The sequence below is a fragment of the Bradyrhizobium sp. KBS0727 genome (assembly GCF_005937885.2).
In the GTDB taxonomy this organism is placed as follows: Bacteria; Pseudomonadota; Alphaproteobacteria; order Rhizobiales; family Xanthobacteraceae; genus Bradyrhizobium.
Genome location: NZ_CP042176.1, coordinates 857,400 through 873,136 on the forward strand (window position 1 = coordinate 857,400; position 15,737 = coordinate 873,136).

At 65.5% G+C, this 15,737-nt stretch carries 11 protein-coding genes; 6 read left to right on the top strand and 5 right to left on the bottom strand.

The annotated features are described in order from the left end of the window. Both FFI89_RS04015 and FFI89_RS04020 read left to right on the top strand, forming a co-directional pair. A complete protein-coding gene (locus FFI89_RS04015; protein ID WP_138833116.1) occupies positions 1-783 on the top strand; it encodes an MBL fold metallo-hydrolase in 783 nt (260 codons plus the stop codon). Positions 784-882: 99 nt separating this feature from the next. Then, positions 883-2,241 (top strand): NRAMP family divalent metal transporter, encoded by a 1,359-nt coding sequence (locus FFI89_RS04020; protein ID WP_138833118.1) that lies wholly within the window; start codon positions 883-885, stop codon positions 2,239-2,241. 115 nt (positions 2,242-2,356) lie between these two features. Here the strand turns inward: FFI89_RS04020 and FFI89_RS04025 are convergent, their stop codons facing one another. From FFI89_RS04025 to FFI89_RS04045, 5 genes are all read right to left on the bottom strand, one after another. Next, positions 2,357-3,142 carry a TIGR02186 family protein gene (locus FFI89_RS04025; RefSeq protein WP_138833120.1) on the bottom strand — a complete coding sequence of 262 codons (786 nt, stop codon included), beginning with the start codon at positions 3,140-3,142 and terminating at the stop codon, positions 2,357-2,359. After that, entirely contained in the window at positions 3,139-4,065 is a 927-nt protein-coding gene (locus FFI89_RS04030; RefSeq protein WP_138833122.1) for a sulfite exporter TauE/SafE family protein, read from the bottom strand. The genes FFI89_RS04025 and FFI89_RS04030 overlap by 4 nt, the downstream gene beginning before the upstream one ends. Before the next feature lie 267 nt (positions 4,066-4,332). After that, positions 4,333-5,058 (bottom strand): hypothetical protein, encoded by a 726-nt coding sequence (locus tag FFI89_RS04035; protein WP_371722466.1) that lies wholly within the window; start codon positions 5,056-5,058, stop codon positions 4,333-4,335. Between the two features lie 158 nt (positions 5,059-5,216). Further along, the gene (locus FFI89_RS04040; protein ID WP_138833126.1) at positions 5,217-8,612 is read right to left on the bottom strand and encodes an SEL1-like repeat protein; all 3,396 of its coding nucleotides are present in this window, start codon (positions 8,610-8,612) and stop codon (positions 5,217-5,219) included. Between the two features lie 289 nt (positions 8,613-8,901). Continuing rightward, complete coding sequence (locus FFI89_RS04045) at positions 8,902-9,486, bottom strand: PadR family transcriptional regulator (RefSeq protein WP_138833128.1); 585 nt, start codon at positions 9,484-9,486, stop codon at positions 8,902-8,904. A gap of 129 nt (positions 9,487-9,615) precedes the next feature. On the opposite strand from FFI89_RS04045, the gene FFI89_RS04050 reads away from it, so the two are divergent. From FFI89_RS04050 to FFI89_RS04065, 4 genes are all read left to right on the top strand, one after another. Continuing rightward, on the top strand, positions 9,616-10,026 hold the full coding sequence (locus tag FFI89_RS04050; protein ID WP_138833129.1) for a nuclear transport factor 2 family protein: 411 nt from the start codon (positions 9,616-9,618) through the stop codon (positions 10,024-10,026). Positions 10,027-10,160: 134 nt separating this feature from the next. Beyond that, entirely contained in the window at positions 10,161-11,951 is a 1,791-nt protein-coding gene (locus tag FFI89_RS04055) for an acyl-CoA dehydrogenase C-terminal domain-containing protein (RefSeq protein ID WP_138833131.1), read from the top strand. 72 nt (positions 11,952-12,023) lie between these two features. Beyond that, positions 12,024-13,232 carry an acetyl-CoA C-acetyltransferase gene (locus FFI89_RS04060; protein WP_138833133.1) on the top strand — a complete coding sequence of 403 codons (1,209 nt, stop codon included), beginning with the start codon at positions 12,024-12,026 and terminating at the stop codon, positions 13,230-13,232. Positions 13,233-13,397: 165 nt separating this feature from the next. Beyond that, positions 13,398-15,614, top strand: coding sequence for an FAD-dependent oxidoreductase (locus FFI89_RS04065; RefSeq protein WP_138833135.1), 2,217 nt, complete (start codon positions 13,398-13,400; stop codon positions 15,612-15,614). Positions 15,615-15,737: the final 123 nt, after the last annotated feature.

Below are 15,737 nucleotides of genomic sequence, written 5' to 3' on the forward strand. Positions count from 1 at the left end.
ATGGCTATTTCCATCACCCTGATCGGCGGCCCCACCGCGCTGATCGAGATCGACGGCTTTCGCCTGCTGACCGATCCGACCTTCGATGCGCCCGGCGACTATCAGTTGCCGCATGTGAAGCTGGAGAAGCTGACCGGCCCGGCCCTGAGCGCGGAAGCGATCGGCGAGGTCGACGCGGTGCTGCTCAGCCACGACCAGCATTCCGACAATCTCGATCATTCCGGCCGGGCGTTTCTAAGTCATGCGCGGCGCGTGCTGACGACGGAAATCGGCGCGAAGCGTCTCGGCGGCCACGCCGAAGGTTTTGCGCCCTGGGAGGTCACCGAGCTGACCGGCCCCAACGGTCACTCGCTGACGGTCACCGCGACGCCCGCGCGTCACGGGCCGGCCGGGATCGAGCCGCTGGCCGGCGACGTGATCGGCTTCGTGGTTTCCTCGAACAGGCCTGGCAGCCGTCCCGTCTATATCAGCGGCGACACCGTCTGGTATGACGGCGTCGCCGAGGTGGCGAAGCGCTTCAAGGCCGGCGTTGTGCTGCCGTTTGCCGGCGCGGCGCAAACCCGCGGGCCCTTCCACATCACGATGGACACCAACGACACCATCGAAACCGCGCGCGCCTTTCCCGACGCCGTGATCGTGCCGCTGCACACCGATGGATGGAAGCATTTCAAGCAGAGCGCCGGTGATCTGCGCGCCACCTTCGATACGCTGGGCTTCGGACAGCGGCTGCGAATTCTGGAGCCGGGCGTGGTGACCGTCATCGAGCCCTTCGTTCCCGCGTAGGGGACGTCGGCCGCTACTTGTCTGCCAGCGGGTCCTCGGGCAAGTTCCTGGTCCGGAACAGAATCATGTCCGGTTCGTTGTCGCTGCGGCTGGACCGGCATGGCAGATCACAGGAAGTCGAATCTGAAGCACCACACAGGCAGGACAGCCGGCAGTGAAAAGCCGGCGCAGAAGGTGGCGCCGTATGAGCCGTTCAGTTTTCGCCATGTCCTGAAAACGCTCGGCCCAGGCCTGATCACCGGCGCCTCCGACGACGATCCCTCGGGGATCGGCACCTACAGCCAGGCCGGTGCGCAGCTTGGTTACGGCATCGGCTGGACCATGCTGCTGACGTTTCCGCTGATGGCCGCGATCCAGGAAATCTCCGCGCGGGTTGGCCGCGTCACCGGGCATGGCATCTCGGGCAATGTGTGCCGGCACTATTCGCCGTGGCTGCTCAACGTGGTGGTGGCGCTGCTGTTCATCGCCAACACCATCAACATCGCGGCCGATCTCGGCGCCATGGCTGACGCCACCAGGCTCCTGGTCGGCGGGCCCGGCATGATCTACGTGCTGTTCTACGGCGTCACCTCGGTCGTGGCGCAGATTTTTCTCGACTACAAGCGTTACGTGTCGGTGCTGAAATGGATGACGCTCAGCCTGTTCGCCTATGTCGCAGCGCTCGCGTTCGCGCATGTGTCGTGGGGCGAGGCGCTGACCGGCATCCTGGTGCCGCGCCTGACCTGGAGTGCGGATTATTTCACCACCATCGTGGCGATCTTCGGCACCACGATCTCGCCCTACCTGTTTTTCTGGCAGGCCTCGCAGGAAGCCGAAGACCAGCGCGTTGACGTCAAGAAGCAACCGCTGATCGACAAGCATTACGGCGCACAGAAAGAATTCCACCGCATCCGCGCCGACACCATCGTCGGCATGGCGTTCTCCAACCTGATCGCGCTGGCGATCATCGTCACCGCCGCAGCCACGCTGCATGCGGCGGGGAAGACCGACATCCAGACCTCGGCGCAGGCGGCCCAAGCGCTGCGGCCGATTGCGGGCCAGTTCGCCGAGGTGATTTTTGCGCTCGGCATCGTCGGCACCGGGTTGCTGGCGATCCCGGTGCTTGGCGGCGCCACCGCCTATGCGGTCGGCGAAGGGCGGCGATGGCCGGTCGGGCTGGCGCGCAAGCCAAAGGAAGCGATCGCGTTCTATTCGGTGCTGGCGCTGTCGGCCGCGATCGGCATCGCACTCAATTTCACCAGGATCGATCCGATCGAGGCGCTGTACTGGAGCGCCGTCGTCAACGGTGTGCTCGCCGTTCCTGTCATGGTGCTGTTGATGTTCTTGGCACGCCGCAAGGACGTGATGGACCGCTATGTGATCGCCGGCCCGTTGTACTGGCTGGGCTGGCTGTCGACCGCGGCGATGTTTTTGAGCGTGCTGGCGATGGGCGTGGGGATGTTTTTTGGCGGCAAGTAAGCCGCACCCACCGACCTCATCCTGAGGAGCGCGCATCGCGCGCGTCTCGAAGGATGGGCCGCGGGCCTCATGGTTCGAGACGGCGCTTCGCGCCTCCTCACCATGAGGAGTTACCTCAATCCTTCCGGAATACGATCGAGGCCATCCAGCCTGTCATCAGCGCCATGAAGGCGGTGACGAGGCCGTAGACGAAGCCGTTCTGGCGCGCGGTGGTGGCGACGAATTGCTCGAATCCGACCTTGACGATCTCGAACGCGCTATCGGTCTTGGTCACCAGCGCACCGTCGGCGAACAGCTTGATTTCGACGTCGTAGGTGCCGATCGGCACTTCCGCGGGCAACGGAATCCCGGTACGAAACAGCGTCGGTGTCAGGAACGTCACCGCCGAGGTCGCCTCGCGATAGAGCCCGTGCTCGGAACGCAGCCGCACGAAAGCGCTGCGGAAGGCATCGTTCGGCACCACGTCGGCATAGTCAGGGCCGACGCGCTGGGTCAACAGCACATTGTTCAGTCCGAGTTGCTGCCGCCGCTGCACTTCCGGCGAAGCGATGGCGTCGAACGGCCGGTTGGAAAACAGCGCGAGATAACTCGGCACTTTCAGGAACTGGCGGGAATCGGTGTTGATCCAGATCCCGAACTTGCGTTCCTTGCGGCGCGTCACCATGTCGGCGCGCGGGCCGGCAACCGTCACGACGAGATCGTAATTGTTGCGGCCGGCCGGCGTCGAGGCGTCCTTTTCGACCGAGCCGAACAGCACCAGTTCCTCGCCGGAATAATTCGGCGTCACCGTCACGCGGTGGTTCGACACCGATACGATCAGCCGCTCGGCCCGGGCCGGCGACGCGGCCAGCGCAGCGCCCAGAACCAGCCCGGCAAGCGTGAGCGGAACGCGCGCGATCATCCGGCGCCTCCGGTTTCCCGGATCGTGAACAGGTCTTCGGGTCGGATCACGAGTTCAACAGCGAAGCGGACGCCGACGGCGAGCACCAACAGCCCGAGCAGCAGCCGCAGATGTTCGCCGCGGATTTTCTGGCCCGCACGCGCCCCGAACTGCGCGCCGGTGACGCCGCCGACCATCAGGATCAGCGCCAGCACGGCGTCGACCAGATGGTTGGTGACTGCATGCAGCATGGTGGCGAACACCATGGTGACCAGCGTCAGCACCATCGAGGTGCCGATCACGGTCGAGGTCGGCACCCGCAGCACGTAGATCATCAGCGGCACCAGGATGAAGCCGCCGCCGATGCCCATCACCGCGCCGATGAAGCCGATGATCAGGCCGATGACGACGACCGGGATCACCGACAGATAGATCTTGGAGCGCTTGAAGCGCATCTTCAGCGGCAATCCGTGGATCCAGCTATGGGTGCCGGGACGTCGGATCGTGGCCGCGCCGCCGCGTCGGGTTCGCAACAGCGCCCGCAGGCCTTCCCAGAACATCAGCCCGCCGACCGTGGTCAGCAGGATCACGTAGGACATCGCGATCATCAGATCGAGCTGGCCGAGCGAACGCAGCAGCGTGAAGGTCCACACGCCGAGCGCGGTGCCGATACTGCCGCCGCTCAACAGCACCAGCGCCAGCAGCGGATCGATGGCGCGCCGCCGCCAGTAGGATAACGCGCCGGAAAACGAGGACGCCGCGATGTGGCTCGCGACCGAGGCGACCGCGACCGCGGGCGCGATGCCGACGAAGATCAACAGCGGGGTCATCAGGAAGCCGCCGCCGATGCCGAACATGCCGGAGACGAAACCAACCGCCGCGCCCATCGCCAGGATGAGGAAGACATTGACCGGAATGTCGGCGATCGGAAGGTAGAGCTGCACGCGTGTCTGCTTTTTTTCGTTCTGCCGCTGGTCTCGCCGAGGCCGCTCACGGCATGGTTGTGGTGGTGCCGGTAGTGGCATCCGGCAGGCCGCGCGATTCGCGTGCGCGGAGCCGGTTACCGCGGCCTTTGCATAACCGAATTCGGTGGCAGGATGGACCAAAGAATGCACCGGAGGGCAATTTTTTGCCTCCGAGCTCGACGCATTCTCGGCTGTGGTGAACAGGTGCGGTTAACGGGCCGCGAACGCTCCCGGGGCCTGTGGGCCTCAGGGCTTACCGAGCGGATCGGTGATGAGGTTCATCGCCAGCGCGTCCTTTGGCGCGAGCCAGCGGATGTCCCGGGTTTCGGACATCGCCTCGACGACCGATGACGAGACCCCCATTTTGGTCATGTAGCCGAGGACGGCGCCCGCGACCCGCTGAGTGTCGGCGACCGGATCGCTCGTGACCTTGGTGGTCACAAACCGATGGACGCCCAGCGCCGAGCCCAGCACCCCGAAGCGGGGCTTGCCGCCCGCGTAGACGAGGACGCAGGCGCTGGCGCAATAAGCGGGTTTGACGCGGCCAGAGGCGTCGGTGGTGCCGACCGCCGTCGCCAGGCCGCGCGATCGAATGATCTCGCCCATGATCACGGCCTGACTGAGATCGCCGCCGGGCGACGACAGCAACACCAGGTCGCCGGCGGCGAGCCCGGCTTCGTCGAGCCTGTCGCGGAACAGTGTTGCGGCGGCCGGGCCGATCGTTCCGCTGACCAAAAGCGTGCGCCGGCCCTGATCGGAGTTGTCGAGGTAGGCTTTGGCGACCAGCGAGGCCGTCAAGCTCGGCGAGACATACTGGTCTTTCCAGTAGTCCCAGGCATCGGGCCGCGACAGGTCGCGGTAGGCACGAATGCCGACGCCGGAAGCGAGCAGGACAAAGACGGCGATCGACCAGTAATTCCGTTTGCGGCGGGTGGTCTGGAAGGGAGGCGCCGGCGGCGGAGCGGCCGGCATGCGCGGCGTCGCGACCGCAGGCCCCGTCGGCGACCTCCGGATACGACGTTCTTCGTCCTGATTATCGTCCGCGGACAATCGATCCTCGTCGCAAGCCAAACCGAATGGGAGCCGAATTCCGGTTCCAGTATACGACGTTATGGCCGAGGATGTCGGCGCTATCGCGGCGTGACCGCGGCGCGCTTGGTCACAACCGGCTTGGCGGCGGGCTTGGTCGCATTGGCCGTCGCTGGCGCCGAGTCCCAGCCGCCTTGCGGGGTCGCCACATTGACGGCGTCGTCGGGCTGCGGCTCCGGCGTGAAGGTCTGGATCGCAAGCTTGGCCGCCGCCAGCGACTGGGCGTCGAGGCGCTTGGCGATATCGTCGCGCTTGTGGCTCGAATCCGCGTCGCCCTGGGCCGCCGCGAGGCTGAACCATTTGAAGGATTCGGCGAGGTTCTGTTCGACGCCGATACCGCGGGCATAGAGAATGCCGAGGTTGAACTGGCTGTCGGCGACGCCGCGATCGGCCGCCTTGCGGAACCATTGCGACGCACTCTTGTAGTTGGCGCCCTTGCCGCCGCCATCGGCATCGAGCACGGCGAGGTTATGCATTGCCTTGGCGTTGCCGCGTTCGGCCGCCTGCAGGTAATAGCGTCGCGCGATATCGACGTCCTTTTTCACGCTCAGGCCCTTCTCGTAGAAGGTGCCGAGCCGGAAGATCGCGGGCACCACGCCGGCCTGCGCCGCGCGGTCGTACCATTTGGCGGCTTCGTCGAGGTTCGCGGTAATGCCCTTGCCCTCGGCAAAGCGCACGCCGACCTCGTAGGCCGCGGTCGGATCGCCCTTCATCGCGGCGGCGCGCAGCACCGGACCGCCGATGGCGTCGGGCAGCCGCTCGCTCGGCGGCACCTGCACCACCCCGAATTTGCCTGACGAGCCCTGCACGGTGGGGATCGCGCCGGTGACGTCGCCGGCCGGCACCGGGGCCGGGGAAGGCTGCGCCTGCGGCGGGATCACGACGCGGGCGCTGTCCAGCGTGTTCGGCGCGGATGTGTTGTTCGATTGCCGGTCGGTCGGGGTCGGCGACATCAGCGAGGGGGTGGCCGGCGCCGGCATTGCCGGCGTGCCGCTGCTCTCCACCGGAGCCGACGGCGGCGCGGCCGGCTCGGCCAAATTTTCCATTGCCGGCATCGGCGGCGGGTTGCCGGTGTCGAGCAGCGACATCGCCATCTTGAAGGTGCCGAGCACGATCACCACCACGCTTGCGCCGACCAGCAGCGAGCGGATCCGGGAGGTCACGTTGGACGGCGTTTTGTCACCCGGCGGCGACGGCTTCGCCCCGATCTTGATCTTGTTGTCGCCGCCCTTGTCCTTGGCAGCAGCCTTCGCTGCGGCGCGGGCCGCCTTCTCATTGACGGGAGCGGCGGCGGCGGCGGCTTGCGCGGCGCGGCGGGCGGCGGCGATGAAGCTCGATGAACTGACGGGTTCTTTCGGCCCTGCCGTAATCTCGTTGATCACGCTCTCGGAAGCGGCGATCCGCTCCGACGGCGAAGACATCCGCGCGGCCGGCCGTGTGCCCGGCTCGAGCGGGTGATCCGGCGGCAAGTCCGGCGCGATCGCAGCGCGCGGCGCCGAAGCATGCGGCTCGAGGATTTCGCTGATCGCGCGCGGCGGCAACGGCGGCGCTGACGGCTGCGCGGCGTGGAATTCACGCGGGGCGGCGGCGAAGGTCTCCTGCATGGAAGCGGGATTCGGCAGTTCCGGCTTCGGCTGCGGTGTCAGCGCCTGCATATAGGGCATCGGCGCGGAGGTTTGCTGCGGCACCGCCGGGCGCGGGGCTTCCTCGCGCATCGCGATGGCCGCCGGGACAAGCGAGGCCATCGGTTCGGCCGCGATCGGCGCGGCACGGACCGCGCGCAGATCGCCTTCGATCATCGCCAGGCGATCGACCACGTGGCCGAGCGTGTTGTGAACCGTCTCCAGCGAGTCCTGGGTGCGGCGATCGGTTTCCGACTGGCTGTAGCGGATGTCGGACAGTTCGCGCTTGACGGCATCGACGATGCCGGAATCCATCGCCGGCGCGCCGCCGCTGCGGGCGGTGTCGGCGAGCGAGACCAGATTGGCGTGCTGGCGTTCCAGCGAGCGCTGAATGTCCAGCAGCCCTTCCTCGACCCGCCCGAGATCGACGGAGGGCGCGGAGGCGCGGTCGGTTGAAGCTTCCAGCCGTTCCAGCAGATAGGACACGCGCTGTTCGAGATGGGCAAACGCCGACGCGTTGTCGTTGCCGACCGGCATGCGGTCGAGGCGTTCCGACAGCGAGCGCAATACGCCTTCGACATATTCCGAAGGCTCAGTGGCCGCGGGGCGTTCGCGGCTTTCCAGCGACGAGGTCAGCGAGGCGATGCGCTGCTCGAGAACGGCGAAGGAGTCACTTTTGCCCTCGGCGCGCGCGATCTGGTCGACCTTGGTCGACAGCGAATGCACGTCTTCGGAAAGCCGCGCCAGCGCGTCGTTGGAGGCGATATTGGAAACCACCGAGCGAAGCGCCGATATTGCGTCTTCGAGCTGATGAACGGTCGACGGGTCGTCGTTGGAGCGCAGGATCAGGTCGAGCTTGGCGCCGAGGTTGCGGATGGCCTCGTCGTAGCCGGTGAGCTGCTCGGCCGGGGTCAGCTTGCTCAGGACGCCATGGATTTCGGCGAGCGCGCGCTCGATACCGAGCAGCATATGGCCGTCGGTGCCGCTCTGGCGGCTGTCGTCGATGCGGCGTGACAGCGAGCGGATTTCGTTCTCGATCGATTCGATCGCGCGGCGCGGCATCGCCTCGGTGATGGCGTGACGGATCTCGGCGAGTTCGCCGCGGAAGGCCGCGATCGACGCCTCGACGTGATCGGGGTTCTGCAGCGACTCGATCTGGCTCGTGATCTTGATCAGATGACGTTCCAGCGCGGAAAAGTCCGGACCCGCGGCCTGCGGCGGCGCCATCGGCGCGGTCGGCGGCGCGCTGCGTGGCGGCAACTGCTGGGGCGAGCCGTCGAGTTCATTCTGTCGCGCCGCGATCTCGGCGATCGCGGAGTCGAACGAGATCGGGCTCAGCGGCGGCGAGGGACGATAGACCTGGGCTGCGGCGCGCTCGACCAATGCGGCCTGGACCTGCCGGTCCTGCGGCGGGACCTGGGAAGGAGCTTGGCGGGCAGCGCCGGCGCTCGAAATCTGCGACAGCCGCGCATCGAGGCGGGAAATGGCGTCGTTGAGCTGGCGGGCCACCGTCGGCTCGGCACGCATGGCTTCGCCACGCGGCGCTTCAGTGCGCGGCGCGGACTTTGAAATCTGTTCGATCTGCCGGGTGATGGAATCCAGCCGCTGGTGAATGTCGGCGACGTCGCGGCTTTCCTGGCTCGGCATCGTCGGGCCTTGATCGTGGGATTCACGAGAAGGGGCCCCGACGGGTTCGCCGACGGTGGAATTGAGCCATTCGCTCAGCGACATGCCGGCGCGGCGCGCGGCTGCCTCGGCCCTTTCGCGAACCGAGGGATCGATGCCGTCAACACTCCACGATACGCGCGAATTCATGCTCAGGTCCGGTTCCGACTCCGGCGCGATACTTGCGCCATCAGCCTCCCCGCGCGTCCCCACCAAGAGACAATCGAATTCCGCGCAGGTCGTCTGCCTCAGATCCTGACTTTTTCGCGTTACGGTAAATAACGGGTTAAGGATTGGGGTGGCCGGTCAGTAAAGTTGCCCGGGCCAGGGCAAAGTGGCTGATCTAGAACTCGGTTGGTTTGTTTTGACGCGTTTTCTTTACGCGAACCGACGTCCACCCACGGATCAAGTCCGAGGGCATGCTTCGCTCGAAAACGCTCTAACCGTTTTCGCGGTGGCCGTCCCCGATCGACACCACGTTGGTCCGCACGGTGCCGGCCGACAGTGCGTCGAGCGCTTCCTCGCACCATTCCACCACGGCGCGCTCGTGACGGACCCCGAGGCGCAGCGAAAGCAGCTTGCCCATGTCGGCGGGCGAAGCCGTGCCGTCGGGGAAGCGTTTGCCGAGAATCCGTTCGTAGCGGGAACAGCGGTCGCGGTGGTGTTCCAGCCGCGCCATCAGGTCGGCGCGCAACGGTTCCAGGTCGACGCTGTCGAGCGCATAAAGCCGCACCAGCAGATCGTCCTTGATCGAGGCCGGGATGCTCGGCCGGGCGGCCCAGTGCCGCAGCGCGGCGCGGCCCTCCGGCGTCAGGGTGTAGACCAGCTTGTTGGGCTTGCCGGACTGCACGACTTCGCGGCCCTGGATATGACCGCGATCGCGAAGTTTGGTCAGTTCGCGATAGATCTGCTGGTGGTTGGCCTTCCAGAAGAACCCAATCGACGAATCGAAGGTCTTGGCGAGCTCATAGCCCGTCATCGGGCGTTCGGTCAGGCAGGCCAGGATTGCGTCGCCAAGGGCCAAGAAAATACCTCCGGACGGTCTTTCGGCTATGAGCAGCGTTGACATTATGCATAAAGTTGCATATGCGTCAACGCGCATAATGGGCCGGACTGCGTCCCGGAGCCCGTCATCGCCCGCGCAGGAGACATGATGACCATGACCGCACTCGACAAGTGGTACGGCTACATGAAGTCCCACGACCACGCGGCGCTGTGGGAGCTGCTGCACCCCGACGCGGTGTTCGAAAGCCCGGTCGTGCACACCCCGCAACGCGGGCGCGACATCACCTTCAAATATCTGTCGAGCGCCGAGAAGGTGCTGGGCGGCCCGGGCTTCAAATATGTCGGAGAATGGCGCAGCGACACCGGCGCGGTGCTCGAATTCGAAAACGAGATCGAAGGCATCAAGATCAACGGCGTCGACATCATCACCTTCAGCGCCGATGACCGCATCATTCATTTCAAGGTCATGGTGCGCCCGCTGAAGGGAATGAATCTGCTGCATCGCCTGATGGGAGAACAGCTCGCCAAGGAAGTCGCGAAGGAAATCGCGAAGCAGTGACATCAGGTCGTATCGCCCAACCCGTTATTTGCTGCCTCGGGAGTAATGGAACCGGCTAAGGTCCGGTTCGGAACGCGCGCCCCACGATTTCACCCCACCTGTCCGCCAAATCTCTGCCCTGCCGGGAGAACGCCATGCCGACCTACAAAGCCCCCGTGGAAGACGTCACATTCCTGCTCAACGACGTGTTCCAGATCGATCGCTACGACAATCTGCCCGGTTTTACCGATGCCTCCGCCGACGTCCGCGAAGCCATCATCGGCGAGGCGGCCAAGCTGAGCGAGGAGGTGCTGCAGCCGCTCAATCGCGCCGGCGATCTCGAAGGCTGTGTTCGCAACGACGACGGCAGCGTCACCACGCCGAAGGGCTTCAAGGAAGCCTTCAAGCAGGTCGCCGCGGGCGGCTGGCTCGGGCTGTCGGCACCGGCGGAATATGGCGGGCAGGGACTGCCGGTGACGCTGAGCCAGGTCGTCACCGAATTCCAGAGCGCGGCCAACATGGCGTTTTCGATGTATGGCGGCCTGACCATGGGCGCGACCGCCGCGCTGATGGTGCACGGCAAGCCGGAACAGAAGAAGATGTTCGTGCCGAAGATGGTGGCGGGCGAGTGGACCGGCACCATGAACCTGACCGAGCCGCAATGCGGCACCGATCTCGGCCTGTTGCGCACCAAGGCCGTCAAGCAGGCCGACGGCAGCTACAAGATCACGGGCACCAAGATCTTCATCTCGGCCGGCGAGCACGACCTCGCCGACAACATCATCCATCTGGTGCTGGCGCGCATCGAAGGTGCACCCGCCGGCATCAAGGGCGTGTCGCTGTTCGTGGTGCCCAAGATTCTGGTCAATGCCGACGGTTCGCTCGGCGCCCGCAACGGCGTGTCCTGCGGCTCGATCGAGCACAAGATGGGCATCCACGGCAATTCGACCTGCGTGATGAATTACGACGGCGCCACCGGCTGGCTGATCGGCGAGGAAAACAAGGGCATGCAGGGCATGTTCGTGATGATGAACGAGGCCCGGCTCGGCGTCGCGGTGCAGGGCCTCGCGCAATCCGAAGTCGCCTACCAGAACGCCGTGAATTATGCGCGCGAGCGCCTGCAGGGCCGTTCGCTGACGGGCGCCAAGGCGCCGGACAAGCCGGCCGATCCGATCATCGTGCATCCCGACGTGCGCCGCGTGCTGCTCACCATCCGCGCCTTCAACGAGGCGGCGCGCGCCATGGTGGTGTGGACCGCCCTGAAGAGCGACGTCGCCCACCGCTCCTCCGACCCTAAGGACCGCCAGGAGGCCGACGACCACATGGGGCTGATGACCCCGGTCATGAAGGGCGTGATGACCGACGTCGGCTTCTCCAACGCCGTGATGGCGCAGCAGATGTATGGCGGCCACGGCTACATCGCCGAACACGGCATGGAGCAGTTCGTGCGCGATGCGCGCATCGCCATGCTCTATGAGGGCGCCAACGGCATTCAGGCGCTCGACCTCGTCGGCCGCAAACTGCCGCGCGACGGCGGCCGCGCCGTGATGGCGTTCTTCGGCGAAGTTACCGCCTTCGCCAAGGAACACGGCGCCGACGACGCGATGAAGCCGTTCGTGACGCCGCTATTAGCCGCGCTCGGCCACCTGCAGCAGGCTACCGGCTGGCTGATGCAGAACGCACTGGCGAAGCCCGACAACGCCGGTGCTGCCGCTACCGACTACATGCAATTGTTCGGCCTCGTCACCTTTGGCTACATGTGGGCTCGGATGGCAAAAGTGGCGCAGGACAAGATGGCGGGCTCCGGCGCCACGCCCTATCTGACCACCAAGCTGGTGACCGGGCGCTTCTTCATGGAGCGGATGTTACCGGAGACGACCGTCCACCTCGCGCGCATCCAGTCCGGCGCTGCCACCACCATGGAACTGGCGGCAGAAGCGTTCTGAGATTCTTCGCCGCGGGCGAGACTCCGCGGCGATTTCAGCACTATATTATGATCCTCATATAAGGAGGGCGACATGCCCGAAGCCTATATCTACGATCACGTTCGCACCCCGCGCGGCCGCGGCAAGGCCGATGGCTCGCTCCATGAGGTCACGGCGCTGGCGCTGGCGACGGTGCCGCTAAGGGCGTTGAAGGAACGCAACAACCTTCCCGAAGACGTCGTCGACGACGTCATCCTCGGCGTGGTCGATCCGGTCGGCGAAGCCGGCTCCGACATCGCCCGCTTTGCCGCGATGAAGGCCGGCCTCGGCGAGGCCGTGCCCGGCGTCCAGATCAGCCGCTTCTGCGCCTCTGGCCTCGATGCCGTCAATTTCGCCGCCGCCCAGATCATGGCCGGCCAGCATGAACTCGTGATCGGCGGCGGCGCCGAATCGATGAGCCGCGTCGGCATCGGTGCGTCCGGCGGCGCCTGGCCGATGGACCCCTCGATGGCGGTGCCGTCATATTTCATGCCGCAGGGCGTCTCGGCCGACCTGATCGCGACCAAATACGGTTTTTCGCGCGACGACGTCGACGCCTACGCGGTGCAGAGCCAGCAGCGGGCGGCGAAGGCCTGGGACGAGGGCCGCTTCAAGAATTCGGTGGTGCCGGTCAAGGACATCAACGGCCTCACCATCCTCGCCAAGGACGAGCACATGCGGCCGACCACGACAATGCAGTCGCTCGGCCAGTTGCAGCCGTCGTTCGTGGCGATGGGCCAGATGGGCGGCTTCGACGCGGTGGCGATCCAGTCGCATCCCGAAGTCGAGCGCATCAACTACGTGCACCACGCCGGCAACTCGTCCGGCATCGTCGACGGCGCCGGCGCGGTGCTGCTCGGCAGCAAGGAAGCCGGCGCCAAGCATGGCCTGAAGGCGCGCGCGAAGATCCGCGCCTTTGCCAATATCGGCTCGGAGCCGGCGATGATGCTGACCGGCCCGGTCGATGTCACCGAAAAGCTGTTCGAGCGCTCCGGTATGAAGAAGTCGGACATCGACCTGTTCGAACTCAACGAGGCCTTTGCCTCGGTGGTGCTGCGCTACATGCAGGCCTTCGACATCGATCCCTCGAAGATCAACGTCAATGGCGGCGCCATCGCGCTCGGTCATCCCCTGGGCGCCACCGGCGCCATGATCCTCGGCACCGTGCTCGACGAACTCGAGCGCACCAACAAGCAGACCGCGCTGGTGACCCTGTGCATCGGCGGCGGCATGGGGACGGCTACGATCATCGAGCGGGTTTAATTTTTTCCCCTCTCCCCTTGTGGGAGAGGGTGCGCTCGCGAAGCGAGGGCGGGTGAGGGGTCTCTATCCGCGGACACAAACCCCTCATCCGGCTCGAACGCGCTTCGCGTGTTCTCGCCACCTTCTCCCACAAGGGGAGAAGGGAAAACCAATTGGGAGCAACACATGGCCTTCAAGAACTTCAAGACCGAGACCGACGCCGACGGCATCGTGCTGGTGACTTGGGACACGCCCGGCCGTTCGATGAACGTGCTGGACGAGACCTCGATCACCGAGCTCGAGGCGATCATCAAGCAGACCTCCGAAGACGCCGCCGTCAAGGGCGTCGTCATCACCTCGGGCAAGGAAGCGCTGTGCGCCGGCGCTGACCTTTCGATGCTCGAGGGCATGGCCCAGACCTATGCCGGGCTGCTCAGGGAAAAGGGCGAGGTTGCCGCCAACCAAGTGCTGTTCGACCAGAGCCGCCGCTTCTCGCAGGTGTTCCGCTCGATCGAAACCTCAGGCAAGCCGTGGGTCGCGGCCATCAACGGTCTCGCGCTCGGCGGCGGTTTTGAGCTGACGCTGTCCTGCCACTACCGTGTCGCGGCGGATAATCCCAAGACCCGGCTTGGTCTGCCCGAAGTCAAGGTCGGGCTGTTTCCGGGCGCCGGCGGCACCCAGCGCGTGCCGCGCATCGTCTCGCCGCAGGATGCGATGCAGTTGTTGCTGAAGGGCGAGGCGATCAACCTCGCCAAGGCCAAGGCGCTGAACCTGATTCACGCCATCGTTCCTCCCGCCGAGATGATCAAGGCCGCGAAGGACTGGATCAAGGGCGGCGGCAAGCCGATCGCGCCGTGGGACGAAAAGGGCTTCAAGCTGCCGGGCGGACTGGTGTTCTCCAAGATGGGCATGCAGATGTTCCCGGCGGGCAACGCGATCTACCGCCGCGAGACCTACGACAACTATCCGGCGGCGCGCGCCATCATGAGCTGCGTCTATGAAGGCCTGCAGTTGCCGATCGACGCGGCGCTGCGGGTCGAGTCGCGTTACTTCACGCAGGTGCTGCGCTCCAACGAAGCCGCCGCGATGATCCGCAGCCTGTTCCTGTCGATGCAGGAACTGAACAAGGGCGCGCGGCGCCCGGCCAACGTGCCGCCGACCAAAGTGAAGAAGCTCGCCGTGATCGGTGCCGGCTTCATGGGCGCCAGCGTCGGTTACGTCTCGGCGCGGGCCGGCATCGACGTGGTGCTGATCGACCGCGACCAGGAAAGCGCCGACAAGGGTAAGGGCCACGCCCAGGCCGTGATCGACGACCTGATCAAGAAGGGCCGCGCCAAGGAAAGCGATCGCGACGCCATCCTCGGCCGCATCTCCGCGACCGCCGATTACAACGTGCTGAAGGACTGCGACCTGGTCATCGAGGCCGTGTTCGAGGATCGAAAAGTGAAGGCGGATACCTACGCCAAGGCGCAGCCGCTATTGAAGGAGGGCGCGATCATCGCCTCCAACACCTCGACCTTGCCGATCACCTCGCTGGCGGAAGAGTTCAAGGACCAGGGCAAGTTCATCGGCATCCACTTCTTCTCGCCGGTCGAGAAGATGATGCTGGTCGAAATCATCGTCGGCAAAAACACCGGCGACCTCGCGCTCGCCACCGCGCTGGATTATGTGCGGGTGATCGGCAAGACGCCGATCGTCGTCAACGATTCCCGCGGCTTCTTCGCCAACCGCTGCGTGATGCGCTACATCGCCGAGGGCACCGAGATGTTCCTCGAAGGCGTGCCGCCGGCGATGATCGAGAACACCGCGAAGATGGCCGGCATGCCCGTCGGCCCGCTGTCGCTGTCGGACGAAGTGGCGCTCGACCTCGGCCTCAAGGTCATGAAGGCGACCGAGGCCGATCTCGGCCCCAACGCGGTCAACCAGGACCAGAAGAAGCTGATGGTCGAACTGGTCGAGAAACAGGGCCGGTTCGGCCGCAAGAATGCCAAGGGCTTTTACGACTATCCCGAGAAGGGCAAGGGCCAGAAGAGCCTGTGGCCGGGCCTCGGCGCGCTGCAGCCGAAACATCTCGATCCCGATACGCTCGACATCGAGGAACTGAAGCAGCGCTTCCTGGTGACCCAGGCGGTGGAAGCCGCGCGCACGGTGGAAGATCACGTCATCACCGACATGCGCGAGGCCGATGTCGGCTCGATCCTCGGCTTCGGCTTCGCGCCGTTCACCGGCGGCACGCTGTCCTATATCGACTTCATGGGCACCAGGAAGTTCGTCGAACTCTGCCACAAGCTCGAGGCCAAATACGGTTCCCGTTTCACGCCGCCGAAACTGCTGGTCGAGATGGCCGCCAACGGCGAGACCTTCTATGGCCGCTTCCCGCCGAAGAAGCAGGCGGCGGCGTAAGCCCGCGCGTATTGGCGAATGGCAACGCGGCGAGGCAATAGACACGACGTCATTCCGGGGCGATGCGAAGCATCGAACCCGGAATCTCGAGATTCCGGGTCTGGTGCTGCGCACCATCCCGGA

Coding starts and splice junctions, on each gene's coding strand:
- FFI89_RS04015 (WP_138833116.1), top strand. CDS start 1: ATGGCTATTTCCATCACCCTGATCGGCGGCCCCACCGCGCTGATCGAG.
- FFI89_RS04060 (WP_138833133.1), top strand. CDS start 12,024: ATGCCCGAAGCCTATATCTACGATCACGTTCGCACCCCGCGCGGCCGC.
- FFI89_RS04065 (WP_138833135.1), top strand. CDS start 13,398: ATGGCCTTCAAGAACTTCAAGACCGAGACCGACGCCGACGGCATCGTG.
- FFI89_RS04050 (WP_138833129.1), top strand. CDS start 9,616: ATGACCATGACCGCACTCGACAAGTGGTACGGCTACATGAAGTCCCAC.
- FFI89_RS04055 (WP_138833131.1), top strand. CDS start 10,161: ATGCCGACCTACAAAGCCCCCGTGGAAGACGTCACATTCCTGCTCAAC.
- FFI89_RS04035 (WP_371722466.1), bottom strand. CDS start 5,058: ATGCCGGCCGCTCCGCCGCCGGCGCCTCCCTTCCAGACCACCCGCCGC.
- FFI89_RS04040 (WP_138833126.1), bottom strand. CDS start 8,612: ATGAATTCGCGCGTATCGTGGAGTGTTGACGGCATCGATCCCTCGGTT.
- FFI89_RS04020 (WP_138833118.1), top strand. CDS start 883: ATGGCAGATCACAGGAAGTCGAATCTGAAGCACCACACAGGCAGGACA.
- FFI89_RS04025 (WP_138833120.1), bottom strand. CDS start 3,142: ATGATCGCGCGCGTTCCGCTCACGCTTGCCGGGCTGGTTCTGGGCGCT.